The 19,754-nt window shown below is 56.0% G+C and carries 15 protein-coding genes; 5 read left to right on the forward strand and 10 right to left on the reverse strand.

Annotated elements, in window-relative coordinates:
* Nucleotides 1–36: 36 nt before the first annotated feature.
* From TU81_RS02105 to TU81_RS02130, 6 genes are all read right to left on the reverse strand, one after another.
* Nucleotides 37–3,483: a polyketide synthase family protein gene (locus tag TU81_RS02105; RefSeq protein ID WP_048393078.1), complete on the reverse strand. Its 3,447-nt coding sequence runs from the start codon at nucleotides 3,481–3,483 to the stop codon at nucleotides 37–39.
* Nucleotides 3,484–3,565: 82 nt separating this feature from the next.
* Nucleotides 3,566–4,651, reverse strand: a complete 1,086-nt coding sequence (locus tag TU81_RS02110) for an acyl carrier protein (RefSeq protein WP_038983031.1) — start codon at nucleotides 4,649–4,651, stop codon at nucleotides 3,566–3,568.
* Between the two features lie 118 nt (nucleotides 4,652–4,769).
* A complete protein-coding gene (locus TU81_RS02115) occupies nucleotides 4,770–6,533 on the reverse strand; it encodes an FAD-dependent monooxygenase (RefSeq protein WP_048393081.1) in 1,764 nt (587 codons plus the stop codon).
* A gap of 3 nt (nucleotides 6,534–6,536) precedes the next feature.
* Nucleotides 6,537–7,148 carry an HAD-IB family hydrolase gene (locus tag TU81_RS02120; RefSeq protein WP_038983033.1) on the reverse strand — a complete coding sequence of 204 codons (612 nt, stop codon included), beginning with the start codon at nucleotides 7,146–7,148 and terminating at the stop codon, nucleotides 6,537–6,539.
* Entirely contained in the window at nucleotides 7,138–8,658 is a 1,521-nt protein-coding gene (locus TU81_RS02125; RefSeq protein WP_048393084.1) for a class I adenylate-forming enzyme family protein, read from the reverse strand. Before TU81_RS02125 ends, TU81_RS02120 begins: the two co-directional genes overlap by 11 nt.
* Before the next feature lie 80 nt (nucleotides 8,659–8,738).
* Complete coding sequence (locus TU81_RS02130) at nucleotides 8,739–9,752, reverse strand: SDR family oxidoreductase (protein WP_048393087.1); 1,014 nt, start codon at nucleotides 9,750–9,752, stop codon at nucleotides 8,739–8,741.
* Between the two features lie 512 nt (nucleotides 9,753–10,264).
* On the opposite strand from TU81_RS02130, the gene TU81_RS02135 reads away from it, so the two are divergent.
* Nucleotides 10,265–10,861: a TetR/AcrR family transcriptional regulator gene (locus TU81_RS02135; protein ID WP_038983036.1), complete on the forward strand. Its 597-nt coding sequence runs from the start codon at nucleotides 10,265–10,267 to the stop codon at nucleotides 10,859–10,861.
* Nucleotides 10,862–11,104: 243 nt separating this feature from the next.
* Here TU81_RS02135 and TU81_RS02140 read toward each other — a convergent pair whose 3' ends face one another.
* From TU81_RS02140 to TU81_RS02150, 3 genes are read right to left on the reverse strand one after another with little or no spacing between them, the layout of a single operon-like run.
* The gene (locus tag TU81_RS02140) at nucleotides 11,105–11,815 is read right to left on the reverse strand and encodes a TetR/AcrR family transcriptional regulator (protein ID WP_231983784.1); all 711 of its coding nucleotides are present in this window, start codon (nucleotides 11,813–11,815) and stop codon (nucleotides 11,105–11,107) included.
* A complete protein-coding gene (locus tag TU81_RS02145; RefSeq protein WP_038983037.1) occupies nucleotides 11,802–12,653 on the reverse strand; it encodes a 3-hydroxybutyryl-CoA dehydrogenase in 852 nt (283 codons plus the stop codon). The genes TU81_RS02140 and TU81_RS02145 overlap by 14 nt, the downstream gene beginning before the upstream one ends.
* 13 nt (nucleotides 12,654–12,666) lie before the next feature.
* Nucleotides 12,667–13,851, reverse strand: a complete 1,185-nt coding sequence (locus tag TU81_RS02150) for an acetyl-CoA C-acyltransferase family protein (protein WP_048393089.1) — start codon at nucleotides 13,849–13,851, stop codon at nucleotides 12,667–12,669.
* 131 nt (nucleotides 13,852–13,982) lie between these two features.
* Here TU81_RS02150 and TU81_RS02155 point away from each other — a divergent pair, with 131 nt between their 5' ends.
* On the forward strand, nucleotides 13,983–14,990 hold the full coding sequence (locus tag TU81_RS02155) for an AraC family transcriptional regulator (RefSeq protein ID WP_048393090.1): 1,008 nt from the start codon (nucleotides 13,983–13,985) through the stop codon (nucleotides 14,988–14,990).
* 74 nt (nucleotides 14,991–15,064) lie between these two features.
* Here the strand turns inward: TU81_RS02155 and TU81_RS02160 are convergent, their stop codons facing one another.
* Nucleotides 15,065–15,991, reverse strand: a complete 927-nt coding sequence (locus TU81_RS02160) for a LysR family transcriptional regulator (RefSeq protein WP_038983040.1) — start codon at nucleotides 15,989–15,991, stop codon at nucleotides 15,065–15,067.
* A gap of 126 nt (nucleotides 15,992–16,117) precedes the next feature.
* On the opposite strand from TU81_RS02160, the gene TU81_RS02165 reads away from it, so the two are divergent.
* From TU81_RS02165 to TU81_RS02175, 3 genes are all read left to right on the forward strand, one after another.
* Nucleotides 16,118–16,381 carry a DUF2798 domain-containing protein gene (locus tag TU81_RS02165; protein WP_038983041.1) on the forward strand — a complete coding sequence of 88 codons (264 nt, stop codon included), beginning with the start codon at nucleotides 16,118–16,120 and terminating at the stop codon, nucleotides 16,379–16,381.
* A 293-nt stretch (nucleotides 16,382–16,674) separates the two neighbouring features.
* Nucleotides 16,675–18,459 carry a type I secretion system permease/ATPase gene (locus TU81_RS02170; protein ID WP_048393092.1) on the forward strand — a complete coding sequence of 595 codons (1,785 nt, stop codon included), beginning with the start codon at nucleotides 16,675–16,677 and terminating at the stop codon, nucleotides 18,457–18,459.
* Nucleotides 18,440–19,753 (forward strand): HlyD family type I secretion periplasmic adaptor subunit, encoded by a 1,314-nt coding sequence (locus tag TU81_RS02175; protein ID WP_048393094.1) that lies wholly within the window; start codon nucleotides 18,440–18,442, stop codon nucleotides 19,751–19,753. The genes TU81_RS02170 and TU81_RS02175 overlap by 20 nt, the downstream gene beginning before the upstream one ends.
* Nucleotide 19,754: the final 1 nt, after the last annotated feature.

Here is a 19,754-nt window from a genome sequence, read left to right on the forward strand (position 1 = left end):
CACGGTCATGCTGGAGAGTGGGATCAATTCAATGTCTCAGGCTGCGGGTACGGATTGACTCAGCACTTGAGCTGTAATACTGGCTTGACCGATTTTTTCGCCCCGGTTGAACAGGTCGATATAGATGCGGTTGGTTTTGAACGGCTGATGTTGCGCGTCAAAACCGGCTTGCGGTGCCAATGACAGCGGACTGCTCCTGGGGATTGGCCGATCCAGGGTGAAACTCAAGGCCAGCAGGTTCATCGGGGTCTTGAGTGGAATCCGCAGATAGCTGTGGGCAATCTGCATGTAGCACTGGCGGGCAACTTCGAGGAAATACACCATCGAATAGTGCTCGGGGTCGCCTTCCTGGAAGAAGTGCTCATCCGGCAGCTTGAGCGTGTCCACGCTCAAGCCCTGAGCGATGCCGCTCATGTCACTGACGATGACGTTTTCTTCTCTGGCCTTGTGCAGCAAGGCCTTGTCGCGGCAGCGAGTGGCCGTGAACTCGCCGGCGGGCAATGTCTCGAACGCCGAGCTGTAGGCCATCCCAAGGATGCAGGTGCACATCAGCTTTCCGGCCTGCATGACCTTCGCATTGAATACCTGGGGGTCTTCGCCGTGTTCCAGATGCAGATCAATCACACCCTGCTTTTGTACGTATTGCTGGAACTTGATAGTCAGGGTTTTGACATAGGCGACTCGTCCACTTAATGGTGGCATGGCGAGTTCAATCAGTTGCAACACACCCTCAAGCAATAAAATGCCGGGGATGTGATCAAGCGGGTGATCGAAGAAGTAAGGGTGCGCTTCATTCACCACAAGCTGGGCCTGCAGTGACTGAGGGCCTCGCTGGACGTTGGCGATCACGATGTTTTCCGGGCAACGTTGCCAGTGCGCCGGGCGCTGGACTTCAGCGCCACGGTGCAGGGTGAAAAGGCCCTCCATGGCGCGAACTCTGACACGCAGCCCTGCGAGGAGGGTGTTGGTCAGCATGTCGCTGAGTTGCAGCACGTCGACGCCGTCGTGTTGAGCCTCGCGGACAAGGCTGACAGGGCGAGCAGGCGCGATGACCTGCTGCAGTTCGTGGGGTGCCGAGTGAGCAAAGCGCAATGTGAAGGGATGCTTGATGGCAGGCGTGGTTTCGGCCGCCGCCGGGCTCCATTCCTGAAGCTTTTCAGTAAATAACCACATCACTGCCTTGCCGGCTTCGCGAACCTCGATCACCGTGTGAGCCGATGCACTCAACATCACCGCCAGCAGGGTTTCGATGCCGCTGGCTTCAGCCAGGAAGCCGGTAATCTCTTGCAGTGATCCGCTTGCATGAGTCGCATCAGGCTGCAGCTCGCAGACTTCAATGTTCTGGTAATGACCGCGCTCTTTGCCCAGCAGTTGGCAAGCCTCATCCAGCGAGTTCGCGGCATGGGCGAGGACCGCTGCGCGGATCACCAGCAAAGGTTTGTCGCTGGAATCCGGTTGATAAGGACGCAGCGCAATCAGCCCCAGTCCTTCACCTTGCACGGTCGCCGAGTGTCGGGCGCGTTCGATCTCGATTTCAGCACTGATAAAGCGTCCTGCACCGAGCAAGAGAGTGGTTATGCCCTCCTTGAACCATTGCCGGGATGCCAGCAAGGTTTGCCAGAACAAACCCGGGGTGCCAACCAGTGTTTGATGGAAACCCTTGAAGTCAAAAATCTGCGCCGGGTAGCCGGACAACATATTCGGCAACATGGTTGCCACGTCCGTCACCTCCACGCCCGGTGGCATGCCTTGAGCCTGGCCGTAGAAGTTGTGAGCGCTGCTATACGCATTGCTGAAGCGTTCGCCACCCATGTTGCAGCACATGACCATCGCAGTGCCGGATGAGCCGGCCACACCCGACGGCAAGCGTCGCAGTAAATGGTTGACGCGATCGGTGATCAACAGCTTGAACGGATCGACATGGGCCAGAGGCTTGGGGCCCATGCCGAAACCGTCGATGTCGATGACGCGATCCTGCGCCAGGAATTTTCCCAGTAAAGGCTGAGCTGGCGCAGCGGCGTAATCAACGAAGCGCCCATAAGGGAAAATGACGGAGGGTGCTGCTGGCTGATCGAGCTGTTGCTTGAATGACTGCAATGAGCAATGACTGCCAATCGCCGCTTCAGCCTCGACAATGGCCAGGTCCAGCATCAACACGCCGGGGGCGGCTAAAGGGACGGCCAGGGGGGCGGCAGGGTGGTTGTCGGGAATGTATTCATCCACCACCAGATGCGCATTGGCGCCGCCAAAACCAAAGCTGGAGATGCCTACCCGGATTGCCGACTGACGATCAGCAAGGGGTTGTACCTGCTCTGTGGCCAGTTGCAGGCAGGTCTCGTCGACTTTTGCGCTGGGACGGTAGTCGGGCTGAGGCGGAATACCTTTGTGACGCAAGATCATCAACGCCTTGGCGAGCGAAGCGCCTCCGGCGGCGGCCAGCGGGTGACCGATGACGGACTTGATCGAACCGATGGTGATTTTTTTGTCGTCTGTGCGGTGGGGGGCAAAGAAGCTGTTCAATGAGCCCAGCTCTGTCGCATCACCCAGCGGTGTACCGGTGCCATGGGTCTCGATGTAATCCACATCATTGGGATCAAGACCGACATAGGCACGCTGGTAAGCCGTGTACTGGGCCTGTTTGCCAGGCGCAAACACTGAGCCTTCGGCGCCATCGGCGGAAAGTCCCAATGCCCGCAAAACGCCCAGTGGGCGGCGCTGCGCAATCAGCGCCTGGGATAGGGGTTCGACCAGAAAGGCGACTGCACATTCGCCCGGCACTATGCCGTCAGCGTCCTGGCCGAACGCCTGCATTTGGGCCCGGGAGGAAAAGGCGGTCAACTGCGAGAACCCCAGAAACAGCGCCGGTGGCAGCACGGTGTTCAGTGCCATGACAATCGCGTTATCCGCCTGTCCGCTATTGATCAGGGCCTTAGCCATATCGATTGCATAGGGGAACGAACTGCAGGCGGTGTCTACCGATAACGCCGGGCCACCGAAGGCAAAAGCTGCTGCCAGTTCAGCAACTTGTTCACCCGGCGTATAGCCTTGGAATGAATGGCCCCTTGGTGCATCGGCTTTTTCGGACATTCCTGTGACGAAATAACTCTCGTCACTCCAGGACGTCGCGACCACCAATGCGGTGCGTTCCTTGATCAGTGCCGAGCCTTGTCCGGCAAGCTGGGCGAGGAGAGTCTGGAGAACTTTCTTACCGATGGCGACCTGCCGTCCTTCATGCCTTGAAGGGATTGATAGGTCATCGGTCAGGCAAAAAGCACTGTCCAGGTAAACGCGATCCTTTTCTCCTGCCTTTGCTGAATAGATTGACGCCTTATTCAGTTCCCAGCGTGTCAGCATCGAATTGACAGGAGCGATCTGTCCTTCGCAGAGCAAGTGCCAAAGCGCATCCGTTGACGGTGCCCCGGGAAACTCGCCAGCCATTGCGCTGAAGCAAAAATCGCCCTCTGTCGTTACCGCGCCACTCATACCCTATCTCCTGATTGCCAAATGCCGGGTGATCTGTTCGATCACCCGGATTCCATGCCATTTTTTTACCGCGGCTCAGTGCTCAGCTCAGTCTTGTCAGAAGCGACAAGGCGTCCTGCGGCGTACGACGCGACATCAGCGCTTCACCGGCAAACTCGCTGGCGGAACACTGTTGCGCCATTGATTGGCAGAGTGTTTCTCGGGCGAAACCGTTGAGCCCCAACTGTGCAAAGGGCGTCTCAATGTCGATCGACTGTGGCGCGTCCGGGATCAGGGGTGACAGGGAGTTGAAAAGCAGATCGCTTATCTGCCCTTGGGAGTCCGTTGTGGCAGGTGATTGCACTTCGGTGGAGAGTGTTGATGTCGACTCAGGGGTGGCCAGGGCGGCTTTAATAAGGGTGATTGTTTCCTGCGGGAACTTGGCGTTGGCCAGCTCAGTGCTGTTGGCCTTGAGTTGCGGCCACAATGCGACAACCGACTCAAGGAAGTCCAGCTGCACCAGGGAGTCCAGGCCCAGGCTTTCGTAGCTTTGCTTTTGGTCGATCTGGTCAACCGTAAAACCGGTGATATTCGCCAGTTGCTCAAGTACCCATGCTTCGATATCCATGCCAGGCGCCTGCGGATTGGCTTCAAGCCGCGCCAGCAAGGCGGTAGGGGTGGGGGCATCAAAGAGCAGTGAGGTGAGCTCTTTCTTTTCCGGGAAGTGCTGGGCCAGGGATTCGAAAATATCGACCAACCCCAGAGAGTCGATGCCCAGACTCTCGAAACTTTGATCAAAGTCGATTTGTTCTTTTTTGAATCCAGTGACGGAGCTTATTTCGGCGCGCAACCATTGCCCGTAACTGAGTGCAGGTGTTTGTTCGGCAACGGGCGCCGCTGCCTGTATTACCGGGTTCGAGTGCACGGGTTCCAGCACCGGAAGGTTTTTATTGACGGGGGCTTCAATCCCGTGGGCATAAACGCCCTCGAGAACTTGTTGATGAGCATTGAAGTAATGTGCCGTGACAGATTCGGCCTGCTCCAGCAGACGCATCAATATTGATTCTTTTGCTACATTGGATTCGCAAAGTGAATCAATGATCTTTTCTGAAAGAGAGAAATAGCTATGAGCTATTTTTCCATTGGACACGATGAATTCCTGCACAACATCGTTGAGTTGGAAGCGCATGAGGTTCTCCTAACCAAAGTCGGTATATGTTTTCTATGAATAAGAAATCAAAAGTCATGGCCCACGGGTGGGCCTTGTGTAAATCAATGAACCAAACTGGCAGTAGCCATATAGAGACTTAAAGTTGGAGTTGCACTGCGTCGATCTCGGAAGATGTTGTTTTTTTGGCGCCCTTGAGCAGCCCGGATCTTACGTTCAGATAAGTGAAGAGCGTCATTGCATCAGCCCCCTGGAAAGCGATGTAGCCATCAGGACGAATCAGCATCAACGTGCCCTCTTTGGCATGGTAACGCTTGTGCAACCGCCAATCGGGGTCCAGCAATGTCGAGTGCCAGGAAGGCAACTCGGTGCTATTCAGTGCATCAATAACGCAATAAGCCTTGATGCCCGGGTAGTCCTTCTCCACCGACTCGGCCAGCGAGTAATAGCCCGGTAATAAAGGTGAAAACTGATCGGCGGCGCTAAAAATCAACAACGTGAACGTTCCGTGGAACAAGTCGATCAAGCGTTTTGGTGGCATGCCTTGCAGTTGCCACAACTCGACATCGGGAGCCAGTTGACCTGCGCGAGGCACAGAGGCCTGAAATTCGGGTTTCTTGCCTTTTTTGTTCCAGTTCTTGCGCTGCTTTTTCGTCAGCGATTCTTGAATGTAATCACTTTTGCCGTAGTGGTACTGATGACCGGAAATCATCGAGGGCAATTTGCGCTGAACCTTGCGCCTGTTGCTCAGCAATGGCAGAACATTGTCGCGCAGCCAAACGAGGGCGCGATGCTTGACGGTAATCAGTCCGGTCAGTCGGTGTGCCGTGTTCTCGACTTCCAGGGCAACCGGGTAGCGCTCTTCGTTGTAGCTCTCCAGCAATGATGGGTCCGCCAGGCCCTGATCGACATAGGCCATTTTCCACGCCAGGTTATAGGCTTCGGAAACCCCCAGGTTCATCCATTGCCCACCGATCGGGCTGCCGATATGCGCCGAGTCGCCTACCAGAAACACGGAGCCTTGCTGCATTGACTGCACGCGGCGATGTTGAAAAGAGGCGATGGTGGTCGATGAAATATTGGACAGCGTCATCTTTTGCCCGCGTCCTTCGCACAACCGCTGAAAGTTCTCCAGACTCAAGGAAGGGCGCTCACCTTCTGGTGGCAGGTTGTAGGGCATCTCGATGAAAAGTCGATAACGGGATTGGTCGCTGATTGGCGCGACCGCCACATAACCGTCCTGTGCACCGAGGAAGAAAGCGCCTTCGTCCTTACTACCAGACCACTCGATATCGGCATCGGCGAGCATGAAGAATCGGTCGTAGGACGATCCTTCGAAGGTCATATCAAGACGTTTTCTAATGTTGCTGCGAGCTCCGTCGCACGCGACCACCCAACGACTGGAAAAGGATTCGTCGCTGCCGTCCGCATGATGAAGCGTCATCTGTACCGATCCCGGCTGGTTTTCTATATCGACCAGTTCGGTATTCCACTCAACATCTGCTCCCAACGTATTCAGTCGCTCGAGCAGAATCTTCTCTGTCTGCGGTTGTGGCAGGCTGAGGAGTAGGGGATAGGTAGCATCCAGGTTGGAGAAGTTGTAGTTCAGTACCCGTTTGGCGTTCGACTGCACCGAAAACTGGTTGATAGTGAACCCGTCGCTGATGGCCTGATCGGCAACGCCCAGATCTCGAAAAATTTCCAGGGTTCTGGAGTGGATGGCCATCGCTTTGGTAGCGGTCGAGGGGCCGGCATTCTTTTCAATAATGCGAAAAGAGACGCCCCACTTTTTCAGCATGATTGCCAGGGACAGGCCAATAGGGCCGGCGCCTACGATCATAACTGTCGGGGTGTTACCGGGTTGCCTGAAGTGCTTGGGGGCCAAAGTGCTCAGCGTGTTCATCTGTCAGTACCAGTTTCTGTAGAAGGGAGAGTTGGCAATGCCGAGAAGAGCATCGTCACCTGATGAATCTCCGTAGGCATAAATGTAAAAGTCATCAAGATTGCTCAGACAGCCTTTGAGCCGTGTGACTTTTTCTCTCTCAACACAGTTGGTACCTGAGATCCCTCCGGTCAGTTTGTTCTTCGAAGTCGCCAGGCGGGTGCCGCAGATATAGTCAAAACCCGCTGCCTGACCCCAGGGAATCAGGTAGTTTTCCGGCGAATTGCTGACCAGCGCAGTGACATGTCCCATGGACTGATGCCATTGCAGCCGGCGCAGGGCCTCGGGCCTGAGCCAGAGCGGTAGCTGCTCGCTAATGAAATACTTGGCATGCTCGCGTTCTTGCTCTACTGACAGTCCGCCCAGATAACAGGCGATGAACGCCAGTCGGGCTTGCATCAACGGCGTGATGCCAAGGATCACACTGAGCATTTTGGGCAGCAGGGGAATGATCCTGAGCCAGAACGATTTGGTGCCCACGATAAAACGCATGTAGCGCCAGAACGTATGTCTGTCGGTCAATGTGCCGTCAAAGTCAAAAACGGCCAGTACCGGTTGTGTGCCATTAGCTTGCATGAATCTCTTCCTTGAGAGAGATGATCTCGATAGTTTTGGGCAACTTGAAGCCCGAGAGGTAGCGCGAGAGCAGGGTAGAGATAGCGCTCTGGGTCAGGCCGCCGCTCCCTTCAACGCACAGGTGCAGTACGTTGACCTCCTTGTTGTCCGGGACGATGTAAGCTTTCGCGCGCACCACGTCCGGATGCTTCAGGGCAATGGATTCGATTTCCGTCAGGTCGACCATTTGCGCTTTGATCTTCGAGATTCGCAGGCGTTGGCAATAGAAGAACACATGTCCATCGTCGTCCCGCCAGACCAGATCCCCCGTGTGTAGCCAGCCATCACGGAAGAACCGGGCATTGGCGTCCTCTGCGTCGTTATAGCCGTCAATCACCATCGAGCCGCGAATCAGCAGTTCGCCAATACGTCCAGGTGCGACATCCCGCCCCTCGGCATCGATAACCCGCAGTTCTACGCCACTAATCGGTTGGCCCATGGCGCCGCGATGGACCTTGCCAATCGAGCTCTGGACGATCACCGGCATGCTCTCGGTCAAACCATAGCCTTGCAGCACCGGATTGCAGCCCAGCAGCCTGCCCAGTTTCTCGGCTTCGTCCGCCGGTAAATGGCTGCCACCCGAATAAATCATCAGTTGTGGGTGCATCGGCAAAAGCGCGCCTTTGCGTTTGGCCAGTCGCGTATTGAAGTAGCGAATGACGTCGGGCACCAGGCAGGCAAAGGTGACCTTATGCTCAGACAAGACTTCTGCCAGATCCCTATTGAGCAGGGTGTTGGTCATTAGCAGGGTGGCGCCCACGCTCAATGGAAAAACCATCATCACGGACAGTCCGAAGATGGCATACAGCGGCAGCGTCACCAGATGAACGGACCCGACGCCTTGAAGATGAAACTGCTCATGCAACCCATCGCTCGATTGCGTCAGGTCAAGGTAGCGGTGAGAAACGGCCAGAGGTTTACCGATGCCCCGATAGGTGAACTGTACCGAGACAATCGGATTACCTTCGGGCAATAACAAGGGCTCGGTCTGTCGTGGAAGCCGAGAATCCGCCGTTGCGTTGTCGGGCAGGGGCGATGACGGCTCGCTTCCGGCGTTCAACACCAAGGAGTGACGAACGCCGTAGGCAGGCTGAAATGTCTCGCTATGCTGTTCGAACAGCGTTTCGGTCGTCACGACCAGCGTCGGCCTGGCAAGGCTGATGACGCTGGTCATTTCGAATGACGTCAGTTTGTAGTTGAGAATGACCGGAACCGCACCGCGCCCGATGATCGCCAGATAGTAAGCGATGAACTCCACCCCATTAGGTAGAACAAGCGCTACTTTGTCGCCCGGCAATACATCCAATGCTGTGAGGGTGCCATTGCACTCTTCAGCCTTTATTCGCAACTCGCGGTAAGTGACGGTATCTTCTTCCGCATCCAGATTTCGGATAGCAATGTGGTCGGGGAAAGACTTTGAAAAACCGACGAACCGATGCAGAAAACCTTCTTTATATGAAAGGCTTTTCATTTACCAACCTCTCTCAATCCTTGAATTTATGGTTAGACAAAAAAGTACTACAGAGGCAGGCTATATATGAATTGTTTCAATTAGGCATCTATGTAGTTATTTTTCCGATACCAGTCCAGGGTATCGGTCAATGTTTCAGCTACGGGGCGGAACTTGCACTTCAGCTCATTTAAGCTTTTGTTATGGCTAAAATGGGTGCGCCCTTGTTCTTGCTCGATGAGTTTGACAGTGGAGGTACTGATGAGTACCGGTTTTTTTGTGATCCGGTAATAACCTTCATAGATCAACGCAATGACACGCAGCATGAATAGTGGCACTTTGCGCTCGGGCGCTTTTACGCCGCTGACACTGGCGAGCGCCTGGAAAATGCTTTTCATGTCCATGTGATTGCCGGCTGCCAGGTAGCGTTCTCCGGATCTGCCGTGTGTGATTGCCGCAAGTTGATGCTCCGCCACATCTCTGGCATCGACAACGGAAAAACTTCCAGGCAGTACGCCGGGCAATTTTTTTCCGACAAAGTCGAGCAGGAACTGTCCTGATGAGGTGGGGCCGATATCACCGGGGCCAAACATCCAGCCTGGCAATACCATGGCGACAAACATGTCCGGGTGTTGTGACAGAAATTCCTGAACTTTTTGTTCAGACAATATTTTACTCAAGTAGTAATCGTCAGCCTCCAATTCACTGCGAGACATTGTTTCATCGATCACTTGATCTCTATCGCCCTTCAACACCGCAATCGAGGAGGTATGGACTGCACGACGAATACCGGCGGCATAAGCGGCTTGCAATAATTGCTCGGTCCCCGTCACATTAGTGTCATACAGTTTCTGCCAGTGCTTTCCGCCTTTGTAACTATCGCGGAAATAGGCAGCTGTATGAAACAAGGCATCACAGCCTTGCAAGGCATGACTGAAGGCATCGACATTGAGCATGTCGCCTTCGACAAGTTCAACAGGCAGGTTGCCAAACTGCTTCTTGGCTTTTTCGATGGAGCGAACCAGCGCTTTTACTTTGATATTTCGCTTTAAAAGCGCATGAACCACATTATTACCGAGCAGGCCTGTAGCGCCTGTAACAAAGGCATATTCCATTAAAATCCAGCTCCTGTGGGGTAACCTTCTGCTGCATTGAGATTGATGTCACCGGGCTCGATCTTTGATCAGGCGTTGGTTGCATCAACGGCGGCAAGTAAAAACCATTCGGTATCTGAAAATCAAGCGGTATTTAATGGCGCCGGAAGGTTGACGTCCTTGAACCCCGACCAAAAATACGAAGATCCAGCGGTTTAGAGCGTTGTCGACAGCAGGCATTCACCCGGATCGAGCGGATCAAGGTCATCGCAAGACATGTCAGTCACCCCTCGATTGCCTCCTGGGGGAGTCACAAGGCACGAAAAATCATCGATGCAGCCCATCTGGAGTTCCCCCTCCCGTCGGCCCGATGCATGGCATTTACATGGCACTCCTTAAAAGTTTATACACAAAGTTATTAATAAGGTCTGGTATAAGATATGATAGTTAATACAGGTTTTGTGCAGTGAGTGTGTCAGATATGTTCCATTCAGTTACAAATAGATTTTTTGTTTGGCCAAAGGAGCCGAGGCGTGATTAAAAAGAGATTAGGTCGAGAAGAAAGTCAGCAAGTAACAAGAGACAAATTATTCGATACTGCCACTGAGCTTATGGTGAGAAAAGGCTTTCACGCCGCCAGCGTCAACGCTATTTCCGAGGAGGCCGGTTTTTCGAAGGGCGCCTTCTTTTCAAACTTTACAAGTAAGGCGGACTTGCTTCTGCAGTTGACTCAGAGGTTTAAGGGAGTTGAAATAAATCGGTTGAGTGTTACTTTGACTTCGGGGTATTCATCGGAAGAGTTGACCCATGGATTGAATGCCTATATTGACACGCTTAAAAATAACACCAGCTGTGCGATTCTTGATGCTGAGCTGCAACTAATCGCCTTGCGCGATGAAGAGTTCTCAAAGCATTACTACGATCTGCATCAGGAAAACAGTGAAGCCTTGGGCAAGCTGATTACCATCATATTTAATCATGCAGGCAAGAAGCCTCCTTTGGCGTATGCCGATCTTGCAAGGACTTTCACCGCTTTGTCGGAAGGTTTGATACTGCAAGGACATAAAGATCCGGCCTCTGAGATAAAGCTGGTGTTGAACTCGCTTATCCAGACAGCCGAGCCTTTATAGAAGGCTGCCATACCTTGGGATATATACGTTATTCGCATGTCCGAGGCTCAGACCTCGGGCAGGATGCGAATAGGCCCCTCTGTGTTTCAGGGAATGACTAGTCTGTCGTAATAGTACACATGCAACTCGCACGTCCCATGACAAATTCTCCTGTATTTCTTGTTCTAGAAGCCGAGTGCCCGGTGCCGTCAAGCACAGGAGGCAAAGATGAGTTTCTTCCCTAAAGATCATCGATCTAGTCCTTTACGCACGACGCGAAGATCGTCCATTTTCACGGAACTCTGAATGGCGAGGGCGATGTTCGTCACTTCCTTTCGGATCACTATCCTTATCTGGTTCCGGGCGTCGGGCGCTTATCGTCTCATGTGTGCGTTTTGGTGCCAGCAACCGCTCGATGGCGCCACTCACCATGTTTTCCATCAGGTTATCGCGCTCTTGTTCATCCAGCGAATAGTGCGTCAGCCAACTGGGCGCGCTGTTGAGCAAGGCGGCAATGGCATGACTTGCGGCCATCCGGCCCTGCTCACTGAGTCGGAGTCGGATGCCGAGCATCAGCAGCAACTTGCGTTCGTACTGCTCGCGCAGTTGCCGGACCCGTTCCTGTTGCTCTTCATTCAGGCAGCCGCCGTCGCGCTCCACCAGACGAAAATGCCAGGGCATTTCCTGATGCAGATTCAGGTGCGCGCGGATCAATTGGTTGAGTCTGTCGCGTTTTGCCGGGGCCGTTTGTTCGATGCGTCCCAGAGTGGCGAGCAGCTCTTCGTAAAATTCCTCGATCAGGTCGAGCAGCATGTGCTGTTTGCTGGGGTAATGGTGATACAGCGAGCCCGGGGCGAGCCCCAGGCAGGTCGCGAGCTCACGCATGCCGACCTGACCGAAACCCTTGCTGGCAAAGAGCTCCAGCACCTTATCCCGGTATTCGGCGAAGCGCGAGCAACGCTCAGGCGTAGGCATGGAAACCGCGCCCCGTTTTGCGTCCCAGGTAACCGGCGGCGACCATTTCCTTGAGCAGCGGAGCGGGGCGGTATTTGCTGTCGTTGAAGCCGTCGTAGAAGGCTTCAAGGATGGCCAGCACGGTGTCCAGGCCGATCAGGTCCGCCAACGCCAGCGGGCCGATCGGCTGGTTGCAGCCCAGGCGCATGCCGGCGTCGATGTCTTCGGCGCTGGCCAGGCCTTCCTGAAACACCAGGATCGCTTCATTGATCATCGGCACCAGAATCCGGTTGACCACGAAACCCGGACGGTTGCCCGCGGTGATTGCGGTTTTGCCGAGTGTGGTCGCCATGTCCAGCGCCAGGGCGTGGGTGGCATCGCTGGTTTGCAGGCCACGAATCACTTCAATCAGGCCCATTACCGGCACCGGGTTGAAAAAGTGCAGGCCGATGAAACGCTCAGGCTGGCTGACGCTGGCGGCGAGTTGAGTAATGGACAGCGACGACGTGTTCGAGGCGATCACACAGTCGGCGCTGACCTGCGCGGCGATTTGTTGCAGCACGCGCAGTTTCAGGTCGAGGTTTTCGGTGGCGGCTTCGATCACCATCTGCACGTTTTGCAGGCCGTTGTAATCGGTACTGGTGCGAATCTTGTCGAGGGCGGCGAGCTTTTGCTCGTGCGTCAGCGTGTTTTTGGCGACCTGCCGATCGAGGTTTTTATCGACGGTCGCGATTGCCTTTTTCAAGGCACTCTCGGAAATGTCGATCAAGGTCACGTTGAAGCCGGCCACGGCGCAGACTTGCGCGATGCCATTGCCCATGGTGCCGGCGCCGATGACGCCAATGTTCTGAAGATTCATGCGCATGTCCTTATCAAACCCGCTCGAACAACACGGCGATGCCTTGGCCGCCGCCGATGCACATGGTCGCCAAGGCATAACGACCTTGGCAGCGATGCAGTTCGTGAATGGCTTTGGTGGCGATGATCGCGCCAGTGGCGCCCACCGGATGGCCCAGCGAGATGCCCGAACCGTTGGGGTTGACCTTCTGCGGATCGAAGCCCAGCTCTTGCGCTACGGCACAGGCCTGGGCGGCAAAGGCTTCGTTGGACTCGATCACATCAAGGTCGGCAACGGTCAGACCGGCGCGCTTGAGCACCAGGCGGGTGGCGGGAATCGGTCCCAGCCCCATCATCGAAGGTTCAACGCCTGCATGGGCATAACCCACCAGTCGGGCCATAGGTTTGAGGTTTTGTTCCTGAACAGTTTGGCCTGTGGCCATGATCAGTGCGCCGGCACCATCATTGAGGCCGGATGCGTTGCCGGCGGTGACGCTACCGTCCTTTTTGAAGGCGGGTTTCATGCGGCTCAATTGCTCGGCATTGACCTCGGCCCGTACGTGCTCATCCGTGGCAAACGAAACCGTCCCTTTGCGGGTCGCAATTTCGATCGGCACGATCTGCCCGGCAAAACGCCCTTCGGCGATCGCCCGGGCAGCACGCTGCTGGCTGAGAAGCGCCAATTCATCTTGGGTCTGGCGCGTGATGCCATAGTGCTCGGCGATATTTTCAGCGGTGATACCCATGTGGAAACCGGCAAACGGGTCTTGCAGCGCCCCAAGCATGTAGTCGACGGCCTGCATGTCGCCCATTCGTGCGCCCCAGCGCGCCTGCGGCAACAAGTACGCGCCTCGGCTCATGGACTCGACGCCACCTGCCAGCGCAGCGCCCGCATCCCCCAGCATCAAACTTTGCGCGGCACTGATAATCGCCTGCAAACCCGAACCGCAAAGGCGGTTGACGTTGAAGGCGGGGGTCTCTTTCGGCAGGCCGGCATTCATCGCTACGACCCGGGAGATGTAGGCATCGCGCGCCTCGGTCGGGATCACATGTCCCATCACCGCATGGCCGATGTGCTCGGGCGCCAGGCCTGATCGTTCGATAGCGGCGCGGCAAACGTCGGTTGCCAACTGAATAGGCGACACATCCTTGAGTGAACCGCCAAAGCCGCCGATGGCAGAACGGACGGCGCTCACTACAAAAATATCGGAATGGTTCATGTTGGCTCTCTGAATAGGTCTTTTTTGTTGGGCACGAGTCTAGAATCAGCAGCGCCACTGGCCTATGCCAAAACTGTTCAAGGGTGATGGCGTTTTTTGCCATGTTCAGATGTGATGAGAGAGGCATTCAAATGCGAGAAACGGATTCGGTGGCGGTTTACTTCATGTACCCCATGATCCATGCGCTGCGCGAAAAACCGCAGCGTCTGCGGGCAGTACTTGAACAGGTGGGCATTGATCCGGCACTGTTGGATCAGCCGACGGCACGGGTGCCGGCCACGGCGTTCGCCGCGTTATGGCTGGTGCAGATTCGTGAGTTGAACGACGAATTTTTCCAGTTGGACTCCCATGGTATGCCGCCGGGCAGTTTTGCCTTGATCTGTCGGGCATTGATTCAGGAGCCGACGCTGGAAAAGGCCATGCGTCAGTGCCTGGCCAATTTCGCCCTGTTCCTGCGTGATTTTCGCGGCACGTTGAGTGTGCGAGGCAAGCGTGCGGTCATCAGCTTGCAGACCCGTTCGCAGGACAGCGAGGTCAGCCGGTTGGGCGAAGAAACGTTTCTGGTGTTGATGATCAGTCTGCTGTGCTGGCTGGGCGGGCGGCGCATTCCGATTGATCGTGCGGACTTTCGTCATCAGCGTTTGTCGCTGCGTGATGATGCGATGCTCTGGGGCCCCAACCTGACCTTTGGCACCGAACGCACCGAAATCGAGTTCGCCAGTCACTACCTGCGGCTGCCGGTGGTTCAAGACCTTGCCTCGCTGAAAGTGTTTTTGCGCACCGCACCGCAATGGCTGGTGATCCGCTTCCGCAACCAGCATGGGCTGGCGTCGCAGGTGCATCAACGCCTGCGCCACAGCCATTACAGCGAATGGCCGACCTTGCAGGCCTTCGCCCTGGAGCAGCACCTGAGCCCCAGCACCTTTCGCCGGAAGCTGGGAAGTGAAGGCTGTTCGTATCAGGAAATCAAGGATGAAGTGCGGCGCGCGGTGGCGTTTGAACGGTTGCGCCAGAGCAAGGCGAGCATCAGCGATATTGCCGAACAGTTGGGATTTCAGGAGCCGAGTGCGTTTCATCGGGCGTTCAAGAAATGGACGGGGGAGAGCCCGGGGCGGTATCGGGTGCGGTTTCAGGAGTGAGCCCTGCTCGTTGGGTCACGGCAAGCCTTTAATGGTCTGGTTTTGAGTGCCGAACTGCGCAAGAGAAAGAGCGCTTATGCGAGCCCATACGACTGGCTTTGCATCTCTCGTTCAAGAAAATCGATGAACGCGCGCACCTTCGCATTCAAAGCCGATCGCTCGGTGACGCAGGCATAGATGTGCATCGGTTCAGGCTCTGCGCAAGCTGCATTGCGATTGCCCGACTCGAACAATGGCAGTAGTCGGCCGCTGTCGATCAATGGCTGAGCGACGAAGCTGGCGAGGCGTGCGATCCCGCCGCCGTTTACAGCAATCTGCGCGATCGTATCAATATCATCGCAGACGAAGCCCGGATTGACTTTGGCTTCGAAACGGCTGCCATTGAGTACAAAGGTCCAGGGCAGAAAACGACCATCAGTTGGATAGCGAAAGACAAGGCAAGTGTGTTGCTTCAGCTCCTCTGGTGTTGTCGGCATGCCCGCGCGGTCGAGATACGCGGGTGACGCGCAGAACACGAAAGGACGCGAGGCGATACGCCGGGCGATGAGCTGATCGTTCAGCTGCGCTTCAATACGGATGCTGACGTCGACGCCCTCGAGCCGATGATCGACGCTGCGATCCGTACTGATCAGTTCGATGTTGATGCGCGGGTAGGCGTCCTTGAATGCGGGCATTAATGGCGCGAGTACATGCCGACCAAATGCCGCCGTGGTGGCGATGCAAAGCGACCCATGTGGCTTGGTTTCGACCGTGGCAGCTTGCGAGGCGAGATCAATATCGCCCGGAATGTGGCGCACCTTCTCGAAATAGCGGGTGCCGCTTTCGGTGAGCGCCATGCTCCGGGTCGTACGAGAGAGCAGGCGCACGCCCAAGTGGGCTTCGAGCCGCGTGATGCTCTGGCTGACCGCCGCAGCGCTCATGCCTTGGGCACGGGCCGCCGCCGCGATGCTGCCGTTTTCTACCACACGGATATAGGTATTGATCAAACCAAGAATATCCATCGGGTGCCCTTGCTCGATTCGTTGATTTTTCTTAAGAATGATTCAAGCGTCACGCGTCTACCGGCGCGTTCGGCAGCTTGCTAGGTTAGCCGCTCTCGCCACTCAAGATCGACAAGGCTCAAATCGATGACCGATAGAACAGCTAGAAATACTGCACGTTTTCGCTTGCCTAAACACGCGACGCCTTACGTCTTTGCGCTTTACATGGCCACTATCATGGCGTTTCTCATGTGTCTCGTCATCACAATCGCTGAATTCGGAATAGGCGAACATTACATGGAAAATGTGATGAATGCGTACCAGGTGGCAATGCCTTCGGCGTTCGTCTGCGTGCTCGTCGTGCGCCCAATCGTTGCCCGACTTGTGGCGTGGACCGTGCAGACTCATTGAGAGATCTGGTCAACGAAGTACGGCCTGTCGGTGCCGACCATCGGATTTGCCATAAGTGAAGGAGGGCGCACGACGAAGTGCTATTTGGCCAGTAACCGGCACCACAAACCTCTCATCAGCCCCGCGATAAGGGCGACAGCACGTCATAGCGCATCCTGGCGTCGTCGCCGATCGCTTGCGCTCCTCACCGTCGAGTCGTTGCCGCGGGTTGAAGCGATCCGGCCAATGGCTACGCACAGTCGTTTCGCATGATCTAAGCTCCACGAGGTATGGCTTTTCGAGCAGGGGTTGCAATGCGAAGCACACCTGAAAACAGCCTGAAAAATGCGTTGAAAGCCTGTAGAGACAGCTTCATTTCTGTCGGTTTTTTCAGCTTTTTCATCAACGCGCTAATGCTCGTGCCTACCTTCTATATGCTTCAGGTGTATGGGCGGGTGATGGCCAGCGGAAGCCTGACAACCCTGGCAATGCTGACGCTGATCATGACCGGGCTGATCATCACGCTCGGCTCCCTGGAATGGATCCGTTCGCGCATCATGGTTCGGGTCAGTACCCGGCTGGATGTGTTGCTGAGTCGCCAGGTCTATAAGGCCAGTTTCAAACGGGCTCTGGACAGTGGCGGGATGGATGCCTCGGCCCAGTCGCTCAACGACTTGACGGGCCTGAGACAATTTCTCTCCGGTAACGGTTTGTTCGCCTTCTTCGATGCACCCTGGTTGCCTATCTACATCGCCGTGATGTTCATGTTTCATCCCTGGTTTGGCTGGGTAGCGACGGGCAGTGCGCTGCTGTTGTTATTGCTCGCGTTTATCAATGAGAGGCTGACGGGGCCGGCGCTGGCCCAGGCGAACAAGGAACATATCGGCGCGACGCTCTACACCACGAAAAATCTGCGCAACGCTGAAGTCATCGAATCCATGGGCATGCTTGAAACCCTGATGGACCGTTGGGGACTTCGCCAAAGAAACGTCCTGTTGCTGCAGGCCGAGGCAAGCGATAGAGGTGCCATCGTCAGCACGCTTTCCAGGACCTTCCGGATTCTGGTGCAATCACTGATTCTTGGCCTGGGGGCGTACCTGGCCGTGGACCATCAGGTGGGGGCGGGCGTGGTATTTGCCGGGGCCGTGCTGCTAGGGCGCGCATTGGCCCCCATCGATCTGATCATCGGCAGTTGGAGGGGCTTTATTGCGGCTCGCTCGCAATACGGCCGTCTCAACGACATCCTCGACAAACAACAGGCTCAGCCCGAACGCATGTCATTGCCTGCGCCTCAGGGGCACGTGCAGGTGGAGAATCTGGTCGTCGCGGCACCTGGCTCGAGAACCCCGATCATCAACAACATAAGTTTCAGCGTACCTGCCGGCTGCGTTGTCGGCATCATCGGTCCAAGTGCCGCGGGCAAGTCGACCCTGGCCAGGGCACTGATAGGGGTATGGGCGCCGCTGTATGGCGTGGTCCGGCTCGATGGCGCTGACATCAGCGCGTGGGACAAACATGAACTTGGGCCGTATATAGGCTACTTGCCCCAGGACATTGAACTATTCGAAGGCAGTGTCAGCGAGAACATTGCCCGCTTCACCGAGGTCGACTCGGCGAAAGTCATTCAGGCTGCCAGGACCGCTGGCGTTCACGAAATGATTTTGCTGTTGCCCGATGGCTACGACACCGTCATTGGCAGCGAGGGCCTCATGCTGTCGGGAGGGCAGCGCCAGCGCATCGGACTGGCCCGTGCCCTGTATGGCAGCCCGCGGCTGATTATTCTCGACGAGCCCAACTCCAATCTTGACGAAGTCGGTGATCGCGCCCTGGTGGCAGCCATCCAGCAGCTCAAGCAGACCGGCGCGACCCTGTTTGTCATTACCCACCGAACCAACATCGTGTCGCAACTTGACCGACTCATGGTGATTAACGCAGGGGTTATCAGTCTCTACGGGCCACGCGAGCAGGTACTCGCCGAACTCAACGCACAGAGACAGCAGGCACAAAAGCACGCCATGTCGGCAGGCGCCAGCATGGCTTCGGTCAAAACCAGCAAGGGTGATGCCGATGAACCCTACGATGCCCAGTCGTCAAATTGAAAGCTTCGCCGGCCTGCCGATATCCGACCGTAAAGTACGCCGCCTGGGCATTGGTATTGTTGGGGTGACCTTCGGCCTGTTCGGCACCTGGGCGGCGCTTGCGCCCCTCGACGGTGCCGCGTACGCGCCGGGGGTGGTCACCGTGCAGACTTACCGCAAAACGGTCCAGCATCCTGAAGGCGGCATCGTCAAAGCGGTACTGGTCCATGACGGTGACATCGTCAAGGGTGGTGATCCGCTGATCATTCTTGATGATGCCCAGTTGCGCTTCGAATACGAGATATCCCGAGGTCAGCTGGTTGCGACCAGAGCCATGGAGGCAAGGCTCAGGGCCGAGCGCGACACACTGTCGGCGATCAGCTTTGGGGAGATAGCCGATTCCGAGAGTCTGCGAGGAGTGGAAGCGCGTCAGGGCGAGACGCAGGTATTCAACGCCCGGCAGGGCTCGCGGCTGGGCCAGATTGCGGTGTTACGCGAGCGCATTGGCCAGTTGAATCAACAGATCAAGGGACTGGAAGCGATGATTGGTGCCAAGGTTCATCTGGAGAAATCCTACAGCGGTGAAATCGTTGAATTGACCGACCTGCTCAAGCAAGGGTTCGTTGACAAACAACGTCTGCTCGATCAGGAGCGCAAGCTGGGGATGCTCAGGTCGGAGGTGGCTGATCACCGGTCCGCTATTAACAAGACTCGTCTGCAGATCAACGAAACTCAGCTGCAGATACTGCAAATCGACAAGGATTTCAGTACCGAGGTGGTCAAGGAGCTGGCCGAGGTTCAGACCCGGATGTACGACCTGCAAGAGAAAACCTCGTCCCTGGAAGACCGGCTCAGTCGTATCGTCATCCGCGCACCCGACGCGGGCATGGTGATTGGCATGACGGTGCACACCATTGGTGGTGTGGTGAGCCCGGCGACGCCGTTGCTGGATATTGTTCCATCGGTTTCCGAGCTGGTCATCGAGGCCCAGGTGGCGCCAGTGGATATTGATCGTGTCGCCATCGGCAAGCGTGCCGATATCCGCTTCGGCGCGTTCAATAGCTCGACCACTCCCGTGATCGAAGGCGAGGTCAGCAGCGTATCGGCTGACCGGCTGGTCAACGAAAAGGCCGGGACTGCCTATTACCTGGCGCGGGTTCGGGTAACCCAGGAGGGCGCGCGCACCTTGGGTGAGCGCAAGTTGTTGCCTGGGATGCCGGCGGACGTATTGATAATCACCGGGGAACGCACGCTGTTGCAGTACTTGATGCAGCCGGCTCGCGATGCCATGGCTCAATCGATGATCGAGGAATAAC

It is taken from the genome of Pseudomonas lini (genome assembly GCF_001042905.1).
Classification (GTDB): domain Bacteria; phylum Pseudomonadota; class Gammaproteobacteria; order Pseudomonadales; family Pseudomonadaceae; genus Aquipseudomonas; species Aquipseudomonas lini.

What these genes read in the sequence shown, in the direction of transcription:
- TU81_RS02105 (WP_048393078.1), bottom strand. Translation starts at nt 3,483, where the DNA reads ATGAGTGGCGCGGTAACGACAGAGGGCGATTTTTGCTTCAGCGCAATG.
- TU81_RS02110 (WP_038983031.1), bottom strand. Translation starts at nt 4,651, where the DNA reads ATGCGCTTCCAACTCAACGATGTTGTGCAGGAATTCATCGTGTCCAAT.
- TU81_RS02115 (WP_048393081.1), bottom strand. Translation starts at nt 6,533, where the DNA reads ATGAACACGCTGAGCACTTTGGCCCCCAAGCACTTCAGGCAACCCGGT.
- TU81_RS02120 (WP_038983033.1), bottom strand. Translation starts at nt 7,148, where the DNA reads ATGCAAGCTAATGGCACACAACCGGTACTGGCCGTTTTTGACTTTGAC.
- TU81_RS02125 (WP_048393084.1), bottom strand. Translation starts at nt 8,658, where the DNA reads ATGAAAAGCCTTTCATATAAAGAAGGTTTTCTGCATCGGTTCGTCGGT.
- TU81_RS02130 (WP_048393087.1), bottom strand. Translation starts at nt 9,752, where the DNA reads ATGGAATATGCCTTTGTTACAGGCGCTACAGGCCTGCTCGGTAATAAT.
- TU81_RS02140 (WP_231983784.1), bottom strand. Translation starts at nt 11,815, where the DNA reads ATGCCTACGCCTGAGCGTTGCTCGCGCTTCGCCGAATACCGGGATAAG.
- TU81_RS02145 (WP_038983037.1), bottom strand. Translation starts at nt 12,653, where the DNA reads ATGAATCTTCAGAACATTGGCGTCATCGGCGCCGGCACCATGGGCAAT.
- TU81_RS02150 (WP_048393089.1), bottom strand. Translation starts at nt 13,851, where the DNA reads ATGAACCATTCCGATATTTTTGTAGTGAGCGCCGTCCGTTCTGCCATC.
- TU81_RS02155 (WP_048393090.1), top strand. Translation starts at nt 13,983, where the DNA reads ATGCGAGAAACGGATTCGGTGGCGGTTTACTTCATGTACCCCATGATC.
- TU81_RS02160 (WP_038983040.1), bottom strand. Translation starts at nt 15,991, where the DNA reads ATGGATATTCTTGGTTTGATCAATACCTATATCCGTGTGGTAGAAAAC.
- TU81_RS02165 (WP_038983041.1), top strand. Translation starts at nt 16,118, where the DNA reads ATGACCGATAGAACAGCTAGAAATACTGCACGTTTTCGCTTGCCTAAA.
- TU81_RS02170 (WP_048393092.1), top strand. Translation starts at nt 16,675, where the DNA reads ATGCGAAGCACACCTGAAAACAGCCTGAAAAATGCGTTGAAAGCCTGT.
- TU81_RS02175 (WP_048393094.1), top strand. Translation starts at nt 18,440, where the DNA reads ATGCCCAGTCGTCAAATTGAAAGCTTCGCCGGCCTGCCGATATCCGAC.